The organism is Streptomyces pimonensis (genome assembly GCF_041380215.1).
Taxonomy (GTDB): domain Bacteria; phylum Actinomycetota; class Actinomycetes; order Streptomycetales; family Streptomycetaceae; genus Streptomyces; species Streptomyces pimonensis.
In genome coordinates this window covers 1-16,630 of the sequence record NZ_JAHWZY010000014.1, presented here as the reverse complement: position 1 = coordinate 16,630, position 16,630 = coordinate 1, and the positions used below count along the sequence as shown (strand labels likewise).

Here is a 16,630-nt window from a genome sequence, read left to right as displayed (position 1 = left end):
GTTTCACGTGAAACGCCGCCCCTCGCCGTCTGGCCCACTTGTCCCTCAGGCAGAGGAGGAAGCTCTGGCTGCCGTTGGTTTCCGTGTACGCGCACTCGAAGCCCTTGGCTGCCGCGTCGCACTTGCTCTGAGTCGTGAGGCCGGAGAAGCCGCCCTCGATCTCGGCGAGCACCGTGTGCCGCGCCTTCGCGTCACCGCAGTCGACGACCTCGAAGTCCGGGTCGCCGGCGTTCGTGCTGCCGCGGTGCGTGCAGTCACCGACCGCAGTGGTGTCGGCGTCGTCCCTGCTGGCGATCCAGCCGCCGATGGCCACGCCGGCGACGATCAGGACGATGACGATGCTCTTGATCGCCTTGAAGCCGAGCTTGCGACCCTGTTGCGGGGGGACCGGAGTACCCGGCGGGGGGAACCCGGTCGGCCCGCCTGCTGCGGGAAGGGAGCCTGGCCCTGAGGCTGGCCGTAGGGCTGCCGCCGGCCCTGTGCGAACGGGTTGCCCTGGGGCGGCGGAGTGGTTGCTTGAGAGTCCCCCTGGAGCATGGATGTGCGACGCGAAAGACGTGCTGAGGAGACGCACACAAACTATCGGCCCGCACTGGCACCTCCGTAGCCCATGAGGCTCTGTGGCAGTGATGTGACACTTACCGGCGCTCACAGCGGGCCATGGACACAGCTACCGCTCCGTAGACGACGGCGATCGCCACCACCAGCGGGGCCGATCGGCCGTCCGGCGGGAGCATCAGGGCGGCCACTCCCGCGGCGCCGACGAAGGCCACGTTGAACAGGACGTCGTACACGGAGAAGATCCGGCCACGGAAGTCGTCGTCGACACAGGCCTGGACGAGGGTGTCCGTGGCGATCTTCGCGCCCTGGGTGGTCAGACCCAGGACGAACGCCCCGGCCAGCAGAGGGCCGGAGGCGAAGGGCAGGCCGAGTAGTGGCTCCAGCACGGCAGCCGCCGCAGCGCACACCGTGATCCAGGGGCCGGGGCCGAGTCGCCCCGCGGCCCAGGGCGTGAGGAGGGCCGCGGCGAAGAAGCCGGCCCCGGACACGCCCAACGCCAGCCCCAGCAGGGCGAGCCCCTCGTCGGTGGTCGACGTCAGGGCGTACCGGCAGAGCATCAGCAGCATGACGAGCATCGCGCCGTAGCAGAACCGCATGAGCGACATCGCCGTGAGCGCCCAGGCGGCCTTCCTGCGCCGGGGAGCGGCGAGGTGCCGTACGCCTGCCAGCAGATCGCGCGCCGTCCCGGTGAGTGCCGTGGCCAGCCGGGGGTGTGCCAACGCACGTTCGGGACCGAGCAGTTCCCTCGCCATGCGCAGTGAGGCCATGGCCGCGCACAGATACAGCGCGGCGCTCACGAGCACCACGGCCGCGTCCGAGTCGGCGATGACCAGACGGACGAGGAAGGCGAGACCACCGCCCGCGGTCGCGGCGAGCGTTCCGGCGGTCGGGGACAGGGAGTTGGCGACGACCAGCCGCTCGCTGTCCACCACGCGGGGCAGCGCGGCGGACAGTCCGGCGAGAACGAAGCGGTTGACGCCCGTGACGCACAGGGCGGCGACGAAGAGGAGCCGGTCGGGCACCTGGCCGAGGATCAGGAGGGCGGTCACCGAGGCCATCAGGGCGCGCAGCAGGTTGCCGTACAGGAAGACCTGGCGGCGGCTCCAGCGGTCCAGGAGAACTCCCGCGAAGGGGCCGACCACGGAGTACGGGAGGAGGAGAACCGCCATCGCGGAGGCGATCGCCGTGGCCGAGGTCTGCTTCTCGGGGGAGAAGACCACGTAGGCGGCGAGCGCGACCTGGAAGACGCCGTCGGCGCCCTGGGAGAGCAGCCGGACGGTGAGCAGACGTCTGAATCCCTGGAGGCGCAGCAGAACGCGCAGGTCACGGACGACGGCCATGGGTCACAGCCTCACATACGGGGAGGGTCTCAGCGCTCGACCTCGCCCTGGATGAACTTCTCGACGTTCTCGCGGGCCTCGTCGTCGAAGTACTGCACCGGCGGGGACTTCATGAAGTAAGAGGACGCCGAGAGGATCGGGCCGCCGATGCCCCGGTCCTTGGCGATCTTCGCGGCGCGCAGGGCGTCGATGATGACACCGGCGGAGTTCGGGGAGTCCCAGACCTCGAGCTTGTACTCCAGGTTCAGCGGGACGTCACCGAACGCGCGGCCCTCCAGGCGGACGTAGGCCCACTTGCGGTCGTCCAGCCAGGCGACGTAGTCGGACGGGCCGATGTGGACGTTCCTCTCGCCGAGTTCCCGGTCGGGGATCTGCGAGGTGACGGCCTGCGTCTTGGAGATCTTCTTGGACTCGAGGCGGTCACGCTCGAGCATGTTCTTGAAGTCCATGTTGCCGCCGACGTTCAGCTGCATCGTGCGGTCCAGGACGACGCCGCGGTCCTCGAACAGCTTCGCCATGACGCGGTGCGTGATGGTGGCGCCGACCTGGGACTTGATGTCGTCGCCGACGATCGGGACGCCCGCCTCGGTGAACTTGTCCGCCCACTCCTTGGTGCCGGCGATGAAGACCGGGAGGGCGTTGACGAAGGCGACCTTGGCGTCGATGGCGCACTGGGCGTAGAACTTCGCCGCGTCCTCGGAACCGACGGGCAGGTAGCAGACGAGGACGTCGACCTGCTTGTCCTTGAGGACCTGGACGACGTCGACCGGCTCCTCGGCGGACTCCTCGATGGTCTCCCGGTAGTACTTTCCGAGACCGTCGAGGGTGTGGCCGCGCTGGACCTGGACGCCGCTGTTCGGCACGTCGCAGATCTTGATGGTGTTGTTCTCGGAGGCGCCGATGGCGTCCGCGAGGTCCAGGCCGACCTTCTTGGCGTCCACGTCGAAGGCGGCGACAAACTCGATGTCACGGACGTGGTAGTCGCCGAACTGGACGTGCATCAGGCCCGGGACCTTGGACGCCGGGTCGGCGTCCTTGTAGTACTCGACGCCCTGCACCAGCGATGCGGCGCAGTTGCCCACGCCGACGATGGCTACGCGAACCGAACCCATTCCGGTTGCTCCCTGTGTGTACGAGTGAGGCCCTTGGGCGGGTCTCACGTGGCGGTGTCGTCGGGCGTATCCGGTCGGGGGTCGTCCCCGGCCCGGGGCAGGCCGCCCGTCGCTCCAGATGTGGTGTCCTGCTGAGCGGGTCCTCCGGTGGCGGATCCCTTCAGGTCCCGCCCGGCCCGCTCGCTCTCGATGAGCTCGTTCAGCCAGCGCACTTCGCGCTCCACGGACTCCATCCCGTGGCGCTGGAGCTCAAGCGTGTAGTCGTCGAGGCGCTCCCGGGTCCGGGCCAGGGAGGCGCGCATCTTCTCGAGGCGCTCCTCCAGCCGGCTGCGGCGGCCCTCGAGCACGCGCATGCGCACGTCGCGCGACGTCTGCCCGAAGAAGGCGAACCGCGCGGCGAAGGTCTCGTCCTCGTACGCGTCCGGGCCCGTCTGGGAGAGCAACTGCTCGAAGTGCTCCTTACCCTCCGCCGTCAACCGGTAGACGATCTTGGCGCGTCGTCCCGTGAGCGGAGCGGCGAGGGCGTCCTCGCTGGTGTTTCCCGGTTCCTCGATCAACCAGCCGTTTGCGAGCAGCGTCTTGAGGCAGGGGTAAAGCGTCCCGTAGCTGAACGCACGGAACACACCCAGTGACGTGTTGAGTCGTTTGCGCAGCTCGTAGCCGTGCATCGGGGACTCGCGGAGCAGGCCGAGCACGGCGAACTCGAGGATCCCGGAGCGCCGGCTCATCGTCGCCTCCCCTCTGCCGCGGTCGTGCCGTGACGGACTCGTGTGCGGCTCATCGCCGCCCTTATGCCGAGCTGATGTATCGACTCGATACATCACGACGATAGAACGGCCTCCCGGATGCGACAAGGGGGAGAAAAGTGAACGGGGTCACATCAATGCTTGATCAGAAGCAAGTTGCCTGATTTGAGGTGAACTTCTGTGCTCGGCGGGTTTCGGCGGTGCGTAGTCTGTGCGCCATGCAGACCACCGGGAACCGAGTGACGCCCGGGGACGTCTTGGTCCCCGGTGCGGTACGGGTGAATGCGCGAAGCGCCGCACCCGTGCTTCGGGGGGACCGGAAACCAGCCGCCGTTTCCAGGCGCGCAAGGGTGCGCCTGCCCGAGGAGTAGTCGTTCGATGAGCGAGCACCGTCGCAAACCGCCGCAGCCGCAGGGAGGCGGACGTGCCGCGGCCCGACGCGGCCAGTCCGGCTCGTCCTCCGGCCGCCGCGCGGCACCGCGAGGCGCCACCGGGTCTCCGTCCGATTCCTATGGGTCGGGCTCACGCGGCTCGGGGGGTGGGGAACGCACGTACGGCAGCCGCGCCGAGGCGCGGCGCGCGGCACAGAGAGGCGGGGGCCGCCGCGCCGGCGCCACAGGCCCCGGCCGGGGCGGCGGGCGCGCGACCCCGCCCGGAAAGAAGCGGATCATCGACTATCCGCGCCACGACAAGGACGGCTGGCGCCGCTGGACGCCGTCGTGGAAGTTCGTGTCCGGGCTGTGCCTCGCGTTCTTCGGCAGCATGGTCGCCGTGGCGGGGCTCGGGTACGCCATGGTGAACGTGCCCAGCGAGGAGAACGCCGCGGCGCGGTCCGAGAACAACGTCTACTACTGGGCGGACGGAACCCAGATGGTCGCCACCGGCAGCGGCCAGAACCGGCAGAACGTCACGTTCGACCGGATCCCCGAGGCCATGCAGTGGGCGGTGATCTCGGCCGAGAACAAGAGCTTCTACGACGACTCGGGCATCGACCCCATGGGGATCGCCCGGGCGCTCGGCAACATGGCGACGGGCGGTGACACCCAGGGTGGCTCGACGATCACCCAGCAGTTCGTGAAGAACACCTACCTGAGCCAGGAACAGACGATCTCCCGGAAGTTCAAGGAGATGTTCATCTCGATCAAGGTGGGCACCAAACTCACCAAGGAAGAGATCCTCCAGGGCTACTTGAACACCTCGTACTACGGCCGTGGCGCCTACGGCATCCAGGCCGCCGCCCAGACCTACTACGGCAAGGACGCGGTCAAGCTCACGCCCAGCGAGTGCGCCTTCCTGGCCGCCCTGCTCAAGGGCCCGACGTACTACGATCCCGCGGGCAACGTGAACCTCGACTCCTCCGCCACCGCCGAGGCCAACCGTGAGCGCTCCGAGAAGCGCTGGAGGTGGATCCTCGAGCAGATGCACGCGGACGAGCACCTCTCGGACGCCAAGTACCAAGAGGCGATCAAGAAGTACCCCGAGCCCCAGGGCCGCAAGGCGGTCAAGGGGATGACCGGCCAGGTCAGCTACCTCGTCGACACGGCGAAGCGCTACGTCCTGAAGAACTCCGACATCACGGAGGCGCAGTTCGACCAGGGCGGCTACCAGATCTACACGACTTTCGAGAAGGACAAGGTCGATGCGCTGGCCAAGGCCGTGAGGAAGGTCGAGGAGGAGCAGCTCGACCCGGAGAAGAACGAGAAGGACCAGCACGTCCAGTTCGGCGCGGCGTCGGTGAAACCCAACGACGGCGCGATCGTCGCGCTCTACGGCGGTGCCGGCTTCGAGAACGGCCACTTCAACAACAACGCGGACACCTCGGGTGTCCCCGTCGGTTCGACATGGAAGCCGTTCGTGCTGGCCGCCGCGATGCAGCACGGTACGTACAAGACGAACGGCGAAGGCATCTCGCCGCTCAGCAAGTACAACGGCAACGACCGCCTGCAGATCAGGAACAACGACGGTTCCCTCGTCCTCAAGAAGGACAACACGCCTTTCTACCAGAAGAACGAAACCGACTACAAATGGGGTTACATCACCCTGCACAAGGCGATGGAGCAGTCAGTCAACACTCCCTTCGTACAGCTCGGCATGGACGTGGGGATGGAGACGGTGGCGGACGTCGCCGAGAAGTCCGGCATCCTGAAGGACAGTTTCGCCACCCGCAACGCGTCGTTCGCCCTCGGTACGTCGACCCCCAGCGCGATCCGCATGGCCGACGCCTACGCGACCTTCGCGGCATCCGGCAAGCAGGCCGACCCGTATTCGGTGACCGCCGTCAAGCACAAGGGGTCGGAGCTGCCCGACTTCGAGAAGCCGCGCGTCAAGCGGGCGATGCCGGAGAACGTGGCGCACAACGTCACCAAGGTCCTCGAGAACGTGATCGCGAACGGTACCGGTTACAAGGCGCAGGGGCTGGGGCGTACGGCAGCCGGCAAGACGGGTACGACCGACGAGAACAAGTCCGCGTGGTGGGTCGGCTACACCCAGCAGCTCGCGACTTCGGTCGCGATGTTCCGCGAGGATCCCAAGGACCACAAACTGCTCTCCATGAACGGCACGGCGGGTGAGAAGTCCATCCACGGTGGTGACGTCCCCACGCAGATCTGGACCGAGTACATGAAGGCCGCGTTGGAGGGCGAGGACGACCCCGGATTCCCCAAGGCCGAGGAGATCGGTGAGATCGCGGACGGGATCGGAGCGCCGTCTCCCACTCCGACCGCCACGGAGACCGAGGAAGAAGAGGAGAAGGAGACGCCGTCGGCGCCTCCGCCGTCCACGCAGACCGAGGTCACGCCGTCGGCGCCGACCAGCACCCCCACGTGCGGACCGTTGGGCCTCAACTGTGAAGGCGACGGTGAGGAGGAAACGGGCGGCACGGACAACGCCGGCACGGACAACGGCGGTATGGACGGAGGGGCGACCAGCTCGCCGGATCCCACGGCAAGCAGCGACACCGGAAACAGCAGAGGCACCGGTAACGAAGACGGCGGTCTCTTCGGAAACTGACCCTTTGGTCGGCTTGTCGCCCGGCTTGGGTGTTTCACGTGAAACGCGGGCCGCCGCACCTTCGGGTGCGGCGGCCCGCGGCGTATCCCCCGTCGTGTACGGCAGGATGTGCGGCATGCCCAGTGGAGAATCGATGCAAGCGAGCGTCCACGAGCCGGAGCCGGTGCGGCCGACCGAGGAGGACCGGGTCGCCGCAGCCGGCAGCGAGCTGATCGGCGGCCCGCTCGGGCGGCGCGCTCTGACCGGGACCTCCTGGTGGTCCCCGGTGCGGGTGATCGCGCTCGTGGCGATCGGCATCTTCGCCCTCGGCCTGGTGCAGAAGGCGCCCTGCTACAACGGTGCCTGGTTCTTCGGCGCCGGCTCCCAGTACACGCATGCGTGCTACTCGGACATCCCGCACCTCTACCAGGGGCGCGGCTTCGCCGACGGGCTGGTGCCGTACTTCGACAGGCTCCCCGGGGACATGGAGTACCTCGAGTACCCGGTGCTGACCGGCCTGTTCATGGAGGTCGCCGCCTGGCTCACCCCCGGCAGCGGCAGCATCCAGGACCAGGAACAGTGGTACTGGATGGTCAACGCCGGGATGCTCATGGTCTGCGCGGCCGTCATCGTCGTCTGTGTGACCCGCACGCACGCGCGGCGACCCTGGGACGGTCTGCTGGTCGCGCTGGCACCGGCCTTCGCGTTGACCGCGACCATCAACTGGGACCTGCTGGCGGTCGCTCTGACGGCTGCCGCGATGCTGATGTGGTCGCGGGGGCGTTCCCTCGCCTTCGGCGTCCTCCTCGGGCTCGCCACGGCCGCCAAGCTCTATCCCGTGCTGCTGCTCGGACCACTGCTGGTGCTGTGCTGGCGCGCGGGACGATGGCGGGAGTACGGTACGGCTCTCGGCGGTGCGGCCGGCGCCTGGCTCGTCGTGAACGGGCCCGTGATGCTCTTCGCCTTCGACGGCTGGTCGAAGTTCTACACGTTCAGCCAGGAGAGGGGCGTCGACTTCGGGTCCTTCTGGCTGATCCTGGCGCAGAACTCGGACGACCCGCTGAGCACCGACACGGTCAACACGCTCGCCATGGTGTTGATGCTGCTGTGCTGCGCGGGTGTCGCGGCGCTCACGCTCACGGCTCCCCGCCGACCGCGTTTCGCCCAGCTCGCCTTCCTGGTCGTCGCGGCGTTCATCCTCACCAACAAGGTCTACTCGCCGCAGTACGTCCTGTGGCTGGTGCCGCTGGCGGCCCTCGCCCGGCCGAAGTGGCGGGACTTCCTCGTCTGGCAGGCCTGCGAGGTGGCGTACTTCCTGGGCATCTGGATGTACCTCGCCTATACGACGAGCGGGGACGCTCACAAGGGACTGCCCGCCGACGGCTACCACTGGGCGATCGGGGTGCATCTGCTGGGGACGCTCTACCTGTGTGCCATGATCCTGCGCGACATCCTGATGCCCGAGCGGGACCCGGTGCGCCGGTCCGGTGACGACGACCCCTCGGGCGGGGTGCTGGACGAGGCGGAGGACGTGTTCGTGCTCGGTCCCGCGGCTCACCCCGTGCGACACGCGGTCCACTTCGAGGGACCCCCGGTCGAATGGGGCAGGAAGGAAGCCGCCGGGGGTTCGCTCTGAGCGAACAATTCGGAGGGCGGCGTCTGCTCAGGGCACCGAAACGGCCGTACACGGGAGAACCGTGTACGGCCTTCTCACCGTCAGCGGTCGAGGAGCCGGTCGAACTGCGTGGTGGTGTGCCGGAGATGAGCCACCAGTTCCTCGCCCACCTTCGGTTCCGGCGCGTCCGCGGGCACGAACAGGATCGACACCTGCATGTGCGGCGGCTCGGCGAACCAGCGCTGCTTACCGCCCCAGACGAACGGTGAAAGGTTCCGGTTGACCGTGGCGAGGCCGGCGCGGGCGACGCCCTTGGCGCGCGGCATGACGCCGTGCAGGGCCTTGGGAGCCTCCAGACCCACTCCGTGCGACGTGCCACCCGCCACGACCACCAGATAGCCGTCGGAGGCGGCCTTCTGCTGCCGGTAGCCGAACCGGTCCCCCTTGGCGACGCGCGTGACGTCCAGGACCGCGCCCCGGTACTCGGTGGCCTCGTGGTCCCCCAGCCAGAGCCGGGTGCCGATCCGGGCGCGGAAGCGGGTCTGCGGGAACTGCTGCTGCAGCCGGGCGAGCTCGTCGGCCTTGAGGTGGCTCACGAACATCGTGTGCAGCGGGAGGCGGGCCGCCCGCAGACGGTCCATCCAGCCGATGACCTCCTCGACGGCGTCCGAGCCGTCCGTGCGGTCCAGCGGCAGGTGAATGGCGAAGCCCTCCAGCCGGACGTTCTCTATCGCCGAGTGCAGCTGAGGCAGGTCCTGCTCGCTGACGCCGTGCCGCTTCATCGAGGACATCACCTCGATGACCACCCGGGCGCCCACCAGTCCGTAGACTCCGTCGACGGAGGACACCGAGCGGATGACCCGGTCGGGCAGCGGCACCGGCTCCTCGCCACGCCGGTACGGCGTCAGCACCAGCAGGTCACCGCCGAACCAGTCCTTGATCCGGGCGGCCTCGTACGTCGTGCCGACCGCGAGGACGTCAGAGCCCAGCCGGGTGGCCTCCTCGGCCAGCCGGTCGTGGCCGAAGCCGTAGCCGTTGCCCTTGCAGACCGGGACCAGTCCGGGGAACTGCTCCTGTACGTGCTTGTGATGCGCCCGCCAGCGCGCGGTGTCGACGTAGAGCGTGAGCGCCATGGCCGGACCTGGAACCTTTCTCGTGGCTGCGGTGTGTCGGAGGGAGGGGAACGACGGGAGCCGCCGGAGCGGCGAAACGGGGTTCAGCGGCGCGACATGTAGATGTCGAGCGCCTTGTGGAGCAGCTTGTTCAGCGGGAAGTCCCACTCGCCGAGGTACTCTGCGGCCTGGCCGCCGGTGCCCACCTTGAACTGGATCAGACCGAAGAGGTGGTCGGTCTCGTCCAGCGAGTCGGAGATGCCGCGCAGGTCGTAGACGGTCGCGCCGAGCGCGTAGGCGTCGCGCAGCATCCGCCACTGCATCGCGTTCGAGGGCCGGACCTCGCGGCCGATGTTGTCGGAGGCGCCGTAGGAGTACCAGACGTGCCCGCCGACGATCAGCATCGTCGCCGCGGACAGGTTCACGCCGTTGTGCCGGGCGAAGTACAGCCGCATGCGGTTGGGGTCCTCGGTGTTGAGGGCCGTCCACATGCGCTGGAAGTACGACAGCGGGCGGGGCCGGAAGTGGTCGCGCACAGCCGTGATCTCGTACAGCCGCTGCCACTCGGGCAGATCGTTGTAACCGCCCTGGACGACCTCGACGCCGGCCTTCTCCGCCTTCTTGATGTTGCGGCGCCACAGCTGGTTGAAGTTTCTGTGGACGTCTTCCAGGGCGCGGTTGGCCAGCGGCACCTGGTAGACGTAGCGGGGCTGGACGTCGCCGAAGCCGGCGCCGCCGTCCTCGCCCTGCTGCCAGCCCATGCGACGCAGCTTGTCGGCGACCTCGAAGGCGCGGGGCTCGATGAAATCGGCCTCCAAGTCGCGCAGACGCTTCACGTCCTGGTCCTGGATGCCCCTCTTGATGGTCGAGGCCTCCCAGCGTCGGATGATCACCGGCGGGCCCATCTTCACCGAGAACGCGCCCTGCTGCTTCAGGTGGGCGAGCATCGGCTCGATCCACTCCTGGAGATTCGGTGCGAACCAGTTGATGACCGGGCCCTCGGGCAGGTAGGCGAGGTAGCGTTTGATCTTGGGCAGCTGCCGGTAGAGGACGAGCCCGGCGCCGACCATCTCGCCGGTCCGGTCGTCGAACCAGCCGAGGTTCTCCGAGCGCCATTCCGCCTTGACGTCAGCCCAGGCCGGGACCTGCATGTGACTCGCCGACGGCAGGCTCTGGATGTAGGCCAGATGCTGCTCTCGACTGATGGTCCTCAGGGTCAGGCTCATTCGGGGCGCTCCTCGGGCTGGTGTGTCCCCATGGGTTCAGGGGCTCCGGCTCTCGCGCGAAGCCTACTGCGCCTCGGGGCCCCGGTTGGGCGCACCGGGCCTTCGCCCCGGCCCGTCGCCGGCCGGGGCGTTCGACGATGTTCGAGAAAGGGGGTGCTCGACGTCAGTCGAAGAGCCCGCCGAAGAGACCCCCGTGCGCCATACCCAGGAAGAACCCGACCGCCGAGGCGCCGAGGCCCAGGACGAGGCCGAAGCGCTCGCGGGTCGTCACCGAGATCCACTGGCCGTACGCGCCGGTGAGGACTCCCACCAGGCCGGTCCAGGAACTGAGCAGGTACAGATGGTGGAACATCGCCGTGACAAAGGACGTGATGCCCAGTACCAGGGTCACCGCCAGCAGGGCGTCCTGGAGCGGGTGGGGTTTGCCGTCCGTGGCGAAAAGGCCTCCGGCGGTGTTGGGTCGCAATGCCTGTGCCATGGGGCACCTCCTGCGAAGGGCGTCGGATCGTAGCGCCGTACACACCCGATGTGTACAGAGTGACTGTCCTCACGGCCGGATTTCAACCGGAAGCCGCTGTGCGGGTACTCTGTACCGTCCGCACCGGTGTCTGCCCGGACAGAGCCAGGCGAGTCGAGGAAGGGCCACGGTCCCTCCCGGTCGGCCTGGGAGATCGCCGCCCGGCTTCGATTGTCAGTGGCGGCTGTTTTACTGACAGGCATCGGTGCGGCAACGCATCACGACCCTCCTGCCACGGAACGACCGTGGCCGCTGAGTCCAAAGGAGGTGGGTTCCACATGCGTCACTACGAGGTGATGGTCATCCTCGACCCCGACACCGAGGAGCGCGCTGTCTCCCCGCTGATCGAGAACTTCCTCTCCGTCGTCCGTGACGGCGGCGGAAAGGTCGAGAAGGTCGACACCTGGGGCCGTCGTCGTCTCTCGTACGAGATCAAGAAGAAGCCCGAGGGCATCTACTCGGTCATCGACCTGCAGGCCGAGCCTGCGGTCGTCAAGGAGCTCGACCGCCAGATGAACCTGAACGAGTCGGTCCTCCGGACCAAGGTCCTCCGTCCCGAGACCCACTGAGCCCTTCCGCTCAGCTGTTCCCGGGATTCGAGTAGCAGCACAAGCAGCCAGCAGCAAACCCGCCGAGAGGTTCCCCATGGCAGGCGAGACCGTCATCACGGTCGTCGGCAATCTTGTCGACGACCCCGAGCTGCGCTTCACCCCGTCCGGTGCGGCCGTCGCGAAGTTCCGCGTCGCGTCGACTCCCCGCACCTTCGACCGTCAGACGAACGAGTGGAAGGACGGCGAGAGCCTTTTCCTGACCTGCTCGGTCTGGCGTCAGGCGGCGGAGAACGTCGCCGAGTCGCTCCAGCGAGGCATGCGCGTCATCGTGCAGGGCCGGTTGAAGCAGCGGTCCTACGAGGACCGTGAGGGCGTCAAGCGCACGGTCTACGAACTGGACGTCGAGGAAGTCGGCGCCAGCCTGCGCAACGCCACGGCCAAGGTCACCAAGACCACCGGCCGCGGTGGCCAGGGCGGTTACGGCGGCGGTGGCCAGGGCGGCCAGGGTGGCGGCGGCTGGGGCGGTGGCTCCGGCGGCGGCCAGCAGGGCGGCGGCGCTCCTGCCGACGACCCGTGGGCGACCGGCGCTCCCGCCGGTGGCCAGCAAGGTGGCGGCGGCTGGGGCGGTGGCTCCGGCGGCAGCGGCGGCAGCGGCGGCGGTGGCTACTCGGACGAGCCCCCCTTCTAGGCGGGCCGTACCCACACTTCTTGATCACACAGGAGAAACACCATGGCGAAGCCGCCTGTGCGCAAGCCTAAGAAGAAGGTCTGCGCATTCTGCAAGGACAAGGTCACGTACGTGGACTACAAGGACACGAACATGCTGCGGAAGTTCATTTCCGACCGCGGCAAGATCCGTGCCCGCCGCGTGACCGGCAACTGCACGCAGCACCAGCGTGACGTCGCCACGGCCGTCAAGAACAGCCGTGAGATGGCGCTGCTGCCCTACACCTCCACCGCGCGATAAGGGAAGGGTGACCAAATCATGAAGATCATCCTCACCCACGAGGTCTCCGGCCTCGGTGCCGCGGGCGACGTCGTCGACGTCAAGGACGGTTACGCTCGCAACTACCTGGTTCCGCGGAAGCTCGCGATCCGCTGGACCAAGGGTGGCGAGAAGGACGTCGAGCAGATCCGTCGTGCTCGCAAGATCCACGAGATCCAGACCATCGAGCAGGCCAACCAGGTGAAGGCCCAGCTCGAGGGCGTCAAGGTCCGTCTGGCCGTCCGCTCCGGCGACGCCGGTCGTCTCTTCGGTTCCGTCACCCCGGCCGACATCGCTTCGGCGATCAAGGCCGCCGGTGGTCCCGAGGTCGACAAGCGCCGCATCGAGCTGGGCTCGCCGATCAAGACGCTGGGCGCTCACGAGACGTCCGTGCGTCTGCACCCCGAGGTGGCCGCCAAGGTCGACATCGAGGTCGTCGCCGGCTGAGTGCCGCGCTCGCTGAAGCAGTGAGCATGGGGGCCGCACCCTTCGGGGCGCGGCCCCCATCGCTGTGTTTCACGTGAAACGGTCAGCGTGCGGCACCTGTGATGATCCAGCGTCCGGAGCGGGTACGGAGCCACAGGGTCAGCATCCGCACGATCATCATGAGGGTCATCGTGGCCCACAGTGCGGTGAGCCCGCCCCCGACTGCGGGAACCAGCAAGGCGGCGGGAGCGAACACCGCGAGAGTCAGCAGCATCGCCCAGGCCAGGTACGGTCCGTCGCCCGCGCCCATCAGGACCCCGTCCAGGACGAAGACGATGCCGCAGATCGGCTGGGACAGCGCCACCAGCACCAGGGCAGGCAGGGCGGCGTCCGTGACCGTGGAGTCACTGGTGAACAGGGGGAGGAACACCGGCCGGGCGAGGATCACCAGGACGCCGAGGACGGCACCGACCGCGATGCCCCACTCGACCATGCGGCGGCATGCCTCACGAGCACCCCGGTCGTCGCCGGCACCCAGATAGCGCCCGATGATGGCTTGACCGGCGATGGCGATGGCATCCAGTGCGAAGGCGAGCAGGCTCCACAGGGAAAGGATGATCTGGTGGGCCGCGATGTCGGAGTCGCCGAGACGGGCGGCGACGGCTGTCGCGATCATCAGGATCGCCCGGAGCGAGAGGGTTCGGACCAGCAGGGGGACGCCCGCCTGGGCGGAGGCCCTGATGCCGGCGGCGTCCGGGTGCAGTGACGCCCCGTGCCTGCGCGCCCCGCGCAGCACCACGACGAGATAGACCGCGGCCATGCCGCATTGTGCGATGACGGTGCCCCAGGCGGAGCCCGCGATGTCGAGGTCGGCACCGTAGACCAGCACGGCGTTGAGTACACCGTTGGCGACGAAGCCGGCGATGGCGACGTAGAGCGGTGTCCTGGTGTTCTGCAGCCCGCGGAGGACACCGGTCGCGGCGAGCACGACCAGCATGGCCGGTATGCCGAGTATGGAGATCCGTAGGTAGGTGGTCGCGTAGGGGGCCGCTGTGTCGGAGGCGCCGAAGAGGTCCACGAGGACGGGCGCGGTGGGCAGGACGACGGCCATGACGGTGGCGCCGAGGAACAGCGCCAGCCAGATGCCGTCCATGCCCTGACGGATGGCTGACGGGAGGTCGCCGGCTCCGACGCGCCGGGCGACGGCGGCCGTGGTGGCGTAGGCCAGGAAGACGAAGACGCTTACGGCGGTCATCAGGAGGGCCGAGGCGACGCCGAGACCGGCGAGCTGTGCCGTGCCCAGATGGCCGATGATGGCGCTGTCCGCCATGACGAAGAGCGGCTCGGCGACGAGGGAGCCGAAGGCGGGGACTGCCAGCATGACGATCTCGCGGTCATGCCGCCGTCGAGCGGCTCCGGGCCGCGCGGGGGCCTGTGTCATGTGCACCAATCTAATCATCCACAGGTAAGAGATGCAAAGCTTTTGAGACCCTTACTGGGTGGCTCTGGGTGTGGGCTTGCGTACACCGTATGAAGCAATCTTGATCCGACTGGGCAACTTTTTCTTCTGCACAGCCAGTGGACGATGAACTTGCAGGTCAAAGCCTTGCTGGCGCCAAAGGTGCGGGCTTGTTCACAGGGCTGTCCACCGGCTCGTGCACAGGTTTCGCGGAGTTCTCCACAGCATTGGGCCGGTCGTCCACATGGTCTGTGGATAACCAGATTGGCTGACGCTGCCGACAGGCCTACGGTGGTCCGGCGCTCGCTCTGTCCACCGGTTTCAGAAACACCACAAATCCGGCACGCGACAACTGGAGTTGGGCCTCTTATTTGTCAGTGCCGTGCCGTAGAACAGAGAGGCACGGCGAGGTCCGTTCCGGCGGACGGGAGGAGGTGGCTCGGTGAGCATTTCCGAGCCCTTGGACGACCCGTGGGCCGAGAGCGGACCCAGTGATCGTCTGCCTGCGTCCCGTCGCCGTGCGGACGGGGGCCGCGGCGAGCAGCATGACCGCGGCCGGGACAACGACGTATGGGACGGCGGAGGCTCCGCGTTCGAGAGGGTGCCGCCGCAGGACCTCGAGGCGGAGCAGTCCGTGCTGGGCGGCATGCTGCTGTCCAAGGACGCCATCGCCGACGTCGTCGAGATCCTCAAGGGGCACGACTTCTACAAGCCGGCCCACGAGACCATCTACACGGCCATCCTCGACGTCTACGCCAAGGGCGAGCCGGCCGACCCCATCACCATCGCCGCGGAGCTGACCAAGCGCGGTGAGATCAACAAGGTCGGCGGGGCCTCGTATCTGCACACCCTCGTCCAGACGGTCCCCACGGCGGCCAACGCGGCCTACTACGCGGAGATCGTGCACGAGCGCGCCGTGCTGCGCCGCCTGGTCGAGGCGGGCACGCGCATCACGCAGATGGGATACGCGGCCGACGACGACGTGGACGAGATCGTCAACCGCGCGCAGGCGGAGATCTACGCGGTCACCGAGCAGCGCACCAGCGAGGACTACCTGCCGCTCGGCGACATCATGGAGGGCGCGCTCGACGAGATCGAGGCGATCGGATCGCGCAGCGGCGAGATGACCGGGGTGCCCACCGGGTTCACCGACTTCGACTCGCTCACCAACGGCCTGCACCCGGGGCAGATGATCGTCATCGCCGCGCGCCCCGCGATGGGCAAGTCGACGCTCGCCCTGGACTTCGCGCGGGCGGCCTCTATCAAGAACAACCTGCCGAGCGTCATCTTCTCGCTCGAGATGGGGCGCAACGAGATCGCGATGCGTCTGCTGTCCGCCGAGGCCCGGGTCGCCCTGCACCACATGCGCTCCGGCACGATGACCGACGAGGACTGGACCCGCCTGGCCCGCCGGATGCCGGACGTCTCGGCAGCGCCGCTCTACATCGACGACTCCCCGAACCTGTCGATGATGGAGATCCGCGCCAAGTGCCGTCGTCTGAAGCAGCGCAACGACCTGAAACTGGTCGTCATCGACTACCTGCAGCTGATGCAGTCTGGCGGTTCCAAACGGGCCGAGAGCCGTCAGCAGGAGGTCTCGGACATGTCCCGTAACCTCAAGCTGCTCGCCAAGGAGCTGGAGATCCCGGTCATCGCGCTCTCCCAGCTCAACCGTGGCCCCGAGCAGCGCACGGACAAGAAACCGATGGTCTCCGACCTGCGTGAGTCCGGGTCCATCGAGCAGGACGCCGACATGGTCATCCTGCTGCACCGCGAGGACGCCTACGAGAAGGAGTCCCCACGCGCGGGCGAGGCGGACCTGATCGTGGCGAAGCACCGAAACGGTCCGACGGCCACGATCACGGTCGCCTTCCAGGGCCACTACTCACGCTTCGTTGACATGGCACAGACCTGATCCGTTCCTTGTAGGGGCTCAGATTTCGTGGCCAAATCTCACGAGCGATGGCCAAGCGATGGCATATCGGACACGAA

General features: G+C 67.9%; 14 protein-coding genes and 1 pseudogene. 7 read left to right on the top strand and 8 right to left on the bottom strand.

The genetic code is table 11. From position 1 onward, the window contains the following. Nucleotides 1-37 precede the first annotated feature (37 nt). The 4 genes and pseudogenes from KYY02_RS15910 to KYY02_RS15895 all read right to left on the bottom strand — a co-directional run. Nucleotides 38-537, bottom strand: a pseudogene (locus KYY02_RS15910) (LppU/SCO3897 family protein); the annotation flags it as partial. A gap of 101 nt (nucleotides 538-638) precedes the next feature. Then, nucleotides 639-1,901, bottom strand: a complete 1,263-nt coding sequence (locus KYY02_RS15905; protein WP_371238606.1) for an MFS transporter — start codon at nucleotides 1,899-1,901, stop codon at nucleotides 639-641. A 29-nt stretch (nucleotides 1,902-1,930) separates the two neighbouring features. After that, nucleotides 1,931-3,013 carry an inositol-3-phosphate synthase gene (locus KYY02_RS15900; RefSeq protein ID WP_371238605.1) on the bottom strand — a complete coding sequence of 361 codons (1,083 nt, stop codon included), beginning with the start codon at nucleotides 3,011-3,013 and terminating at the stop codon, nucleotides 1,931-1,933. Between the two features lie 44 nt (nucleotides 3,014-3,057). After that, on the bottom strand, nucleotides 3,058-3,741 hold the full coding sequence (locus tag KYY02_RS15895; protein ID WP_371238604.1) for a PadR family transcriptional regulator: 684 nt from the start codon (nucleotides 3,739-3,741) through the stop codon (nucleotides 3,058-3,060). Between the two features lie 396 nt (nucleotides 3,742-4,137). Between KYY02_RS15895 and KYY02_RS15890 the strand changes: the two genes are divergently transcribed. Continuing rightward, entirely contained in the window at nucleotides 4,138-6,768 is a 2,631-nt protein-coding gene (locus KYY02_RS15890; protein WP_371238603.1) for a transglycosylase domain-containing protein, read from the top strand. A gap of 106 nt (nucleotides 6,769-6,874) precedes the next feature. Further along, a complete protein-coding gene (locus KYY02_RS15885) occupies nucleotides 6,875-8,383 on the top strand; it encodes a glycosyltransferase family 87 protein (protein ID WP_371238744.1) in 1,509 nt (502 codons plus the stop codon). 80 nt (nucleotides 8,384-8,463) lie between these two features. Here KYY02_RS15885 and KYY02_RS15880 read toward each other — a convergent pair whose 3' ends face one another. The 3 genes from KYY02_RS15880 to KYY02_RS15870 form a co-directional block, all read right to left on the bottom strand. Next, nucleotides 8,464-9,495 carry an alanine racemase gene (locus KYY02_RS15880; RefSeq protein ID WP_371238602.1) on the bottom strand — a complete coding sequence of 344 codons (1,032 nt, stop codon included), beginning with the start codon at nucleotides 9,493-9,495 and terminating at the stop codon, nucleotides 8,464-8,466. 83 nt (nucleotides 9,496-9,578) lie between these two features. Next, nucleotides 9,579-10,700: a lipid II:glycine glycyltransferase FemX gene (locus KYY02_RS15875; protein ID WP_371238601.1), complete on the bottom strand. Its 1,122-nt coding sequence runs from the start codon at nucleotides 10,698-10,700 to the stop codon at nucleotides 9,579-9,581. A gap of 163 nt (nucleotides 10,701-10,863) precedes the next feature. Beyond that, nucleotides 10,864-11,178: a hypothetical protein gene (locus KYY02_RS15870; protein ID WP_371238600.1), complete on the bottom strand. Its 315-nt coding sequence runs from the start codon at nucleotides 11,176-11,178 to the stop codon at nucleotides 10,864-10,866. Nucleotides 11,179-11,495: 317 nt separating this feature from the next. Between KYY02_RS15870 and rpsF the strand changes: the two genes are divergently transcribed. The 4 genes from rpsF (at nucleotide 11,496) to rplI (ending at nucleotide 13,200) form a co-directional block, all read left to right on the top strand. Then, nucleotides 11,496-11,786, top strand: a complete 291-nt coding sequence (gene rpsF, locus KYY02_RS15865) for a 30S ribosomal protein S6 (RefSeq protein ID WP_004929252.1) — start codon at nucleotides 11,496-11,498, stop codon at nucleotides 11,784-11,786. 76 nt (nucleotides 11,787-11,862) lie between these two features. Then, nucleotides 11,863-12,456 (top strand): single-stranded DNA-binding protein, encoded by a 594-nt coding sequence (locus tag KYY02_RS15860; RefSeq protein ID WP_371238598.1) that lies wholly within the window; start codon nucleotides 11,863-11,865, stop codon nucleotides 12,454-12,456. 42 nt (nucleotides 12,457-12,498) lie between these two features. Then, nucleotides 12,499-12,735, top strand: a complete 237-nt coding sequence (gene rpsR / locus KYY02_RS15855) for a 30S ribosomal protein S18 (RefSeq protein ID WP_003949403.1) — start codon at nucleotides 12,499-12,501, stop codon at nucleotides 12,733-12,735. An 18-nt stretch (nucleotides 12,736-12,753) separates the two neighbouring features. Beyond that, entirely contained in the window at nucleotides 12,754-13,200 is a 447-nt protein-coding gene (gene rplI / locus KYY02_RS15850; protein ID WP_030820148.1) for a 50S ribosomal protein L9, read from the top strand. An 82-nt stretch (nucleotides 13,201-13,282) separates the two neighbouring features. On the opposite strand, the gene KYY02_RS15845 is transcribed toward rplI, so the two are convergent. After that, on the bottom strand, nucleotides 13,283-14,620 hold the full coding sequence (locus KYY02_RS15845; protein ID WP_371238597.1) for an MATE family efflux transporter: 1,338 nt from the start codon (nucleotides 14,618-14,620) through the stop codon (nucleotides 13,283-13,285). Nucleotides 14,621-15,080: 460 nt separating this feature from the next. Here KYY02_RS15845 and dnaB point away from each other — a divergent pair, with 460 nt between their 5' ends. Further along, nucleotides 15,081-16,553 carry a replicative DNA helicase gene (gene dnaB, locus KYY02_RS15840; RefSeq protein WP_371238596.1) on the top strand — a complete coding sequence of 491 codons (1,473 nt, stop codon included), beginning with the start codon at nucleotides 15,081-15,083 and terminating at the stop codon, nucleotides 16,551-16,553. Nucleotides 16,554-16,630 lie beyond the last annotated feature (77 nt).

Bases quoted from the DNA above. Each gene is read 5' to 3' on its own strand.
- KYY02_RS15905 (WP_371238606.1), bottom strand. From the start codon at position 1,901: ATGGCCGTCGTCCGTGACCTGCGCGTTCTGCTGCGCCTCCAGGGATTC.
- KYY02_RS15900 (WP_371238605.1), bottom strand. From the start codon at position 3,013: ATGGGTTCGGTTCGCGTAGCCATCGTCGGCGTGGGCAACTGCGCCGCA.
- KYY02_RS15895 (WP_371238604.1), bottom strand. From the start codon at position 3,741: ATGAGCCGGCGCTCCGGGATCCTCGAGTTCGCCGTGCTCGGCCTGCTC.
- KYY02_RS15890 (WP_371238603.1), top strand. From the start codon at position 4,138: ATGAGCGAGCACCGTCGCAAACCGCCGCAGCCGCAGGGAGGCGGACGT.
- KYY02_RS15885 (WP_371238744.1), top strand. From the start codon at position 6,875: ATGTGCGGCATGCCCAGTGGAGAATCGATGCAAGCGAGCGTCCACGAG.
- KYY02_RS15880 (WP_371238602.1), bottom strand. From the start codon at position 9,495: ATGGCGCTCACGCTCTACGTCGACACCGCGCGCTGGCGGGCGCATCAC.
- KYY02_RS15875 (WP_371238601.1), bottom strand. From the start codon at position 10,700: ATGAGCCTGACCCTGAGGACCATCAGTCGAGAGCAGCATCTGGCCTAC.
- KYY02_RS15870 (WP_371238600.1), bottom strand. From the start codon at position 11,178: ATGGCACAGGCATTGCGACCCAACACCGCCGGAGGCCTTTTCGCCACG.
- rpsF (WP_004929252.1), top strand. From the start codon at position 11,496: ATGCGTCACTACGAGGTGATGGTCATCCTCGACCCCGACACCGAGGAG.
- KYY02_RS15860 (WP_371238598.1), top strand. From the start codon at position 11,863: ATGGCAGGCGAGACCGTCATCACGGTCGTCGGCAATCTTGTCGACGAC.
- rpsR (WP_003949403.1), top strand. From the start codon at position 12,499: ATGGCGAAGCCGCCTGTGCGCAAGCCTAAGAAGAAGGTCTGCGCATTC.
- rplI (WP_030820148.1), top strand. From the start codon at position 12,754: ATGAAGATCATCCTCACCCACGAGGTCTCCGGCCTCGGTGCCGCGGGC.
- KYY02_RS15845 (WP_371238597.1), bottom strand. From the start codon at position 14,620: ATGACACAGGCCCCCGCGCGGCCCGGAGCCGCTCGACGGCGGCATGAC.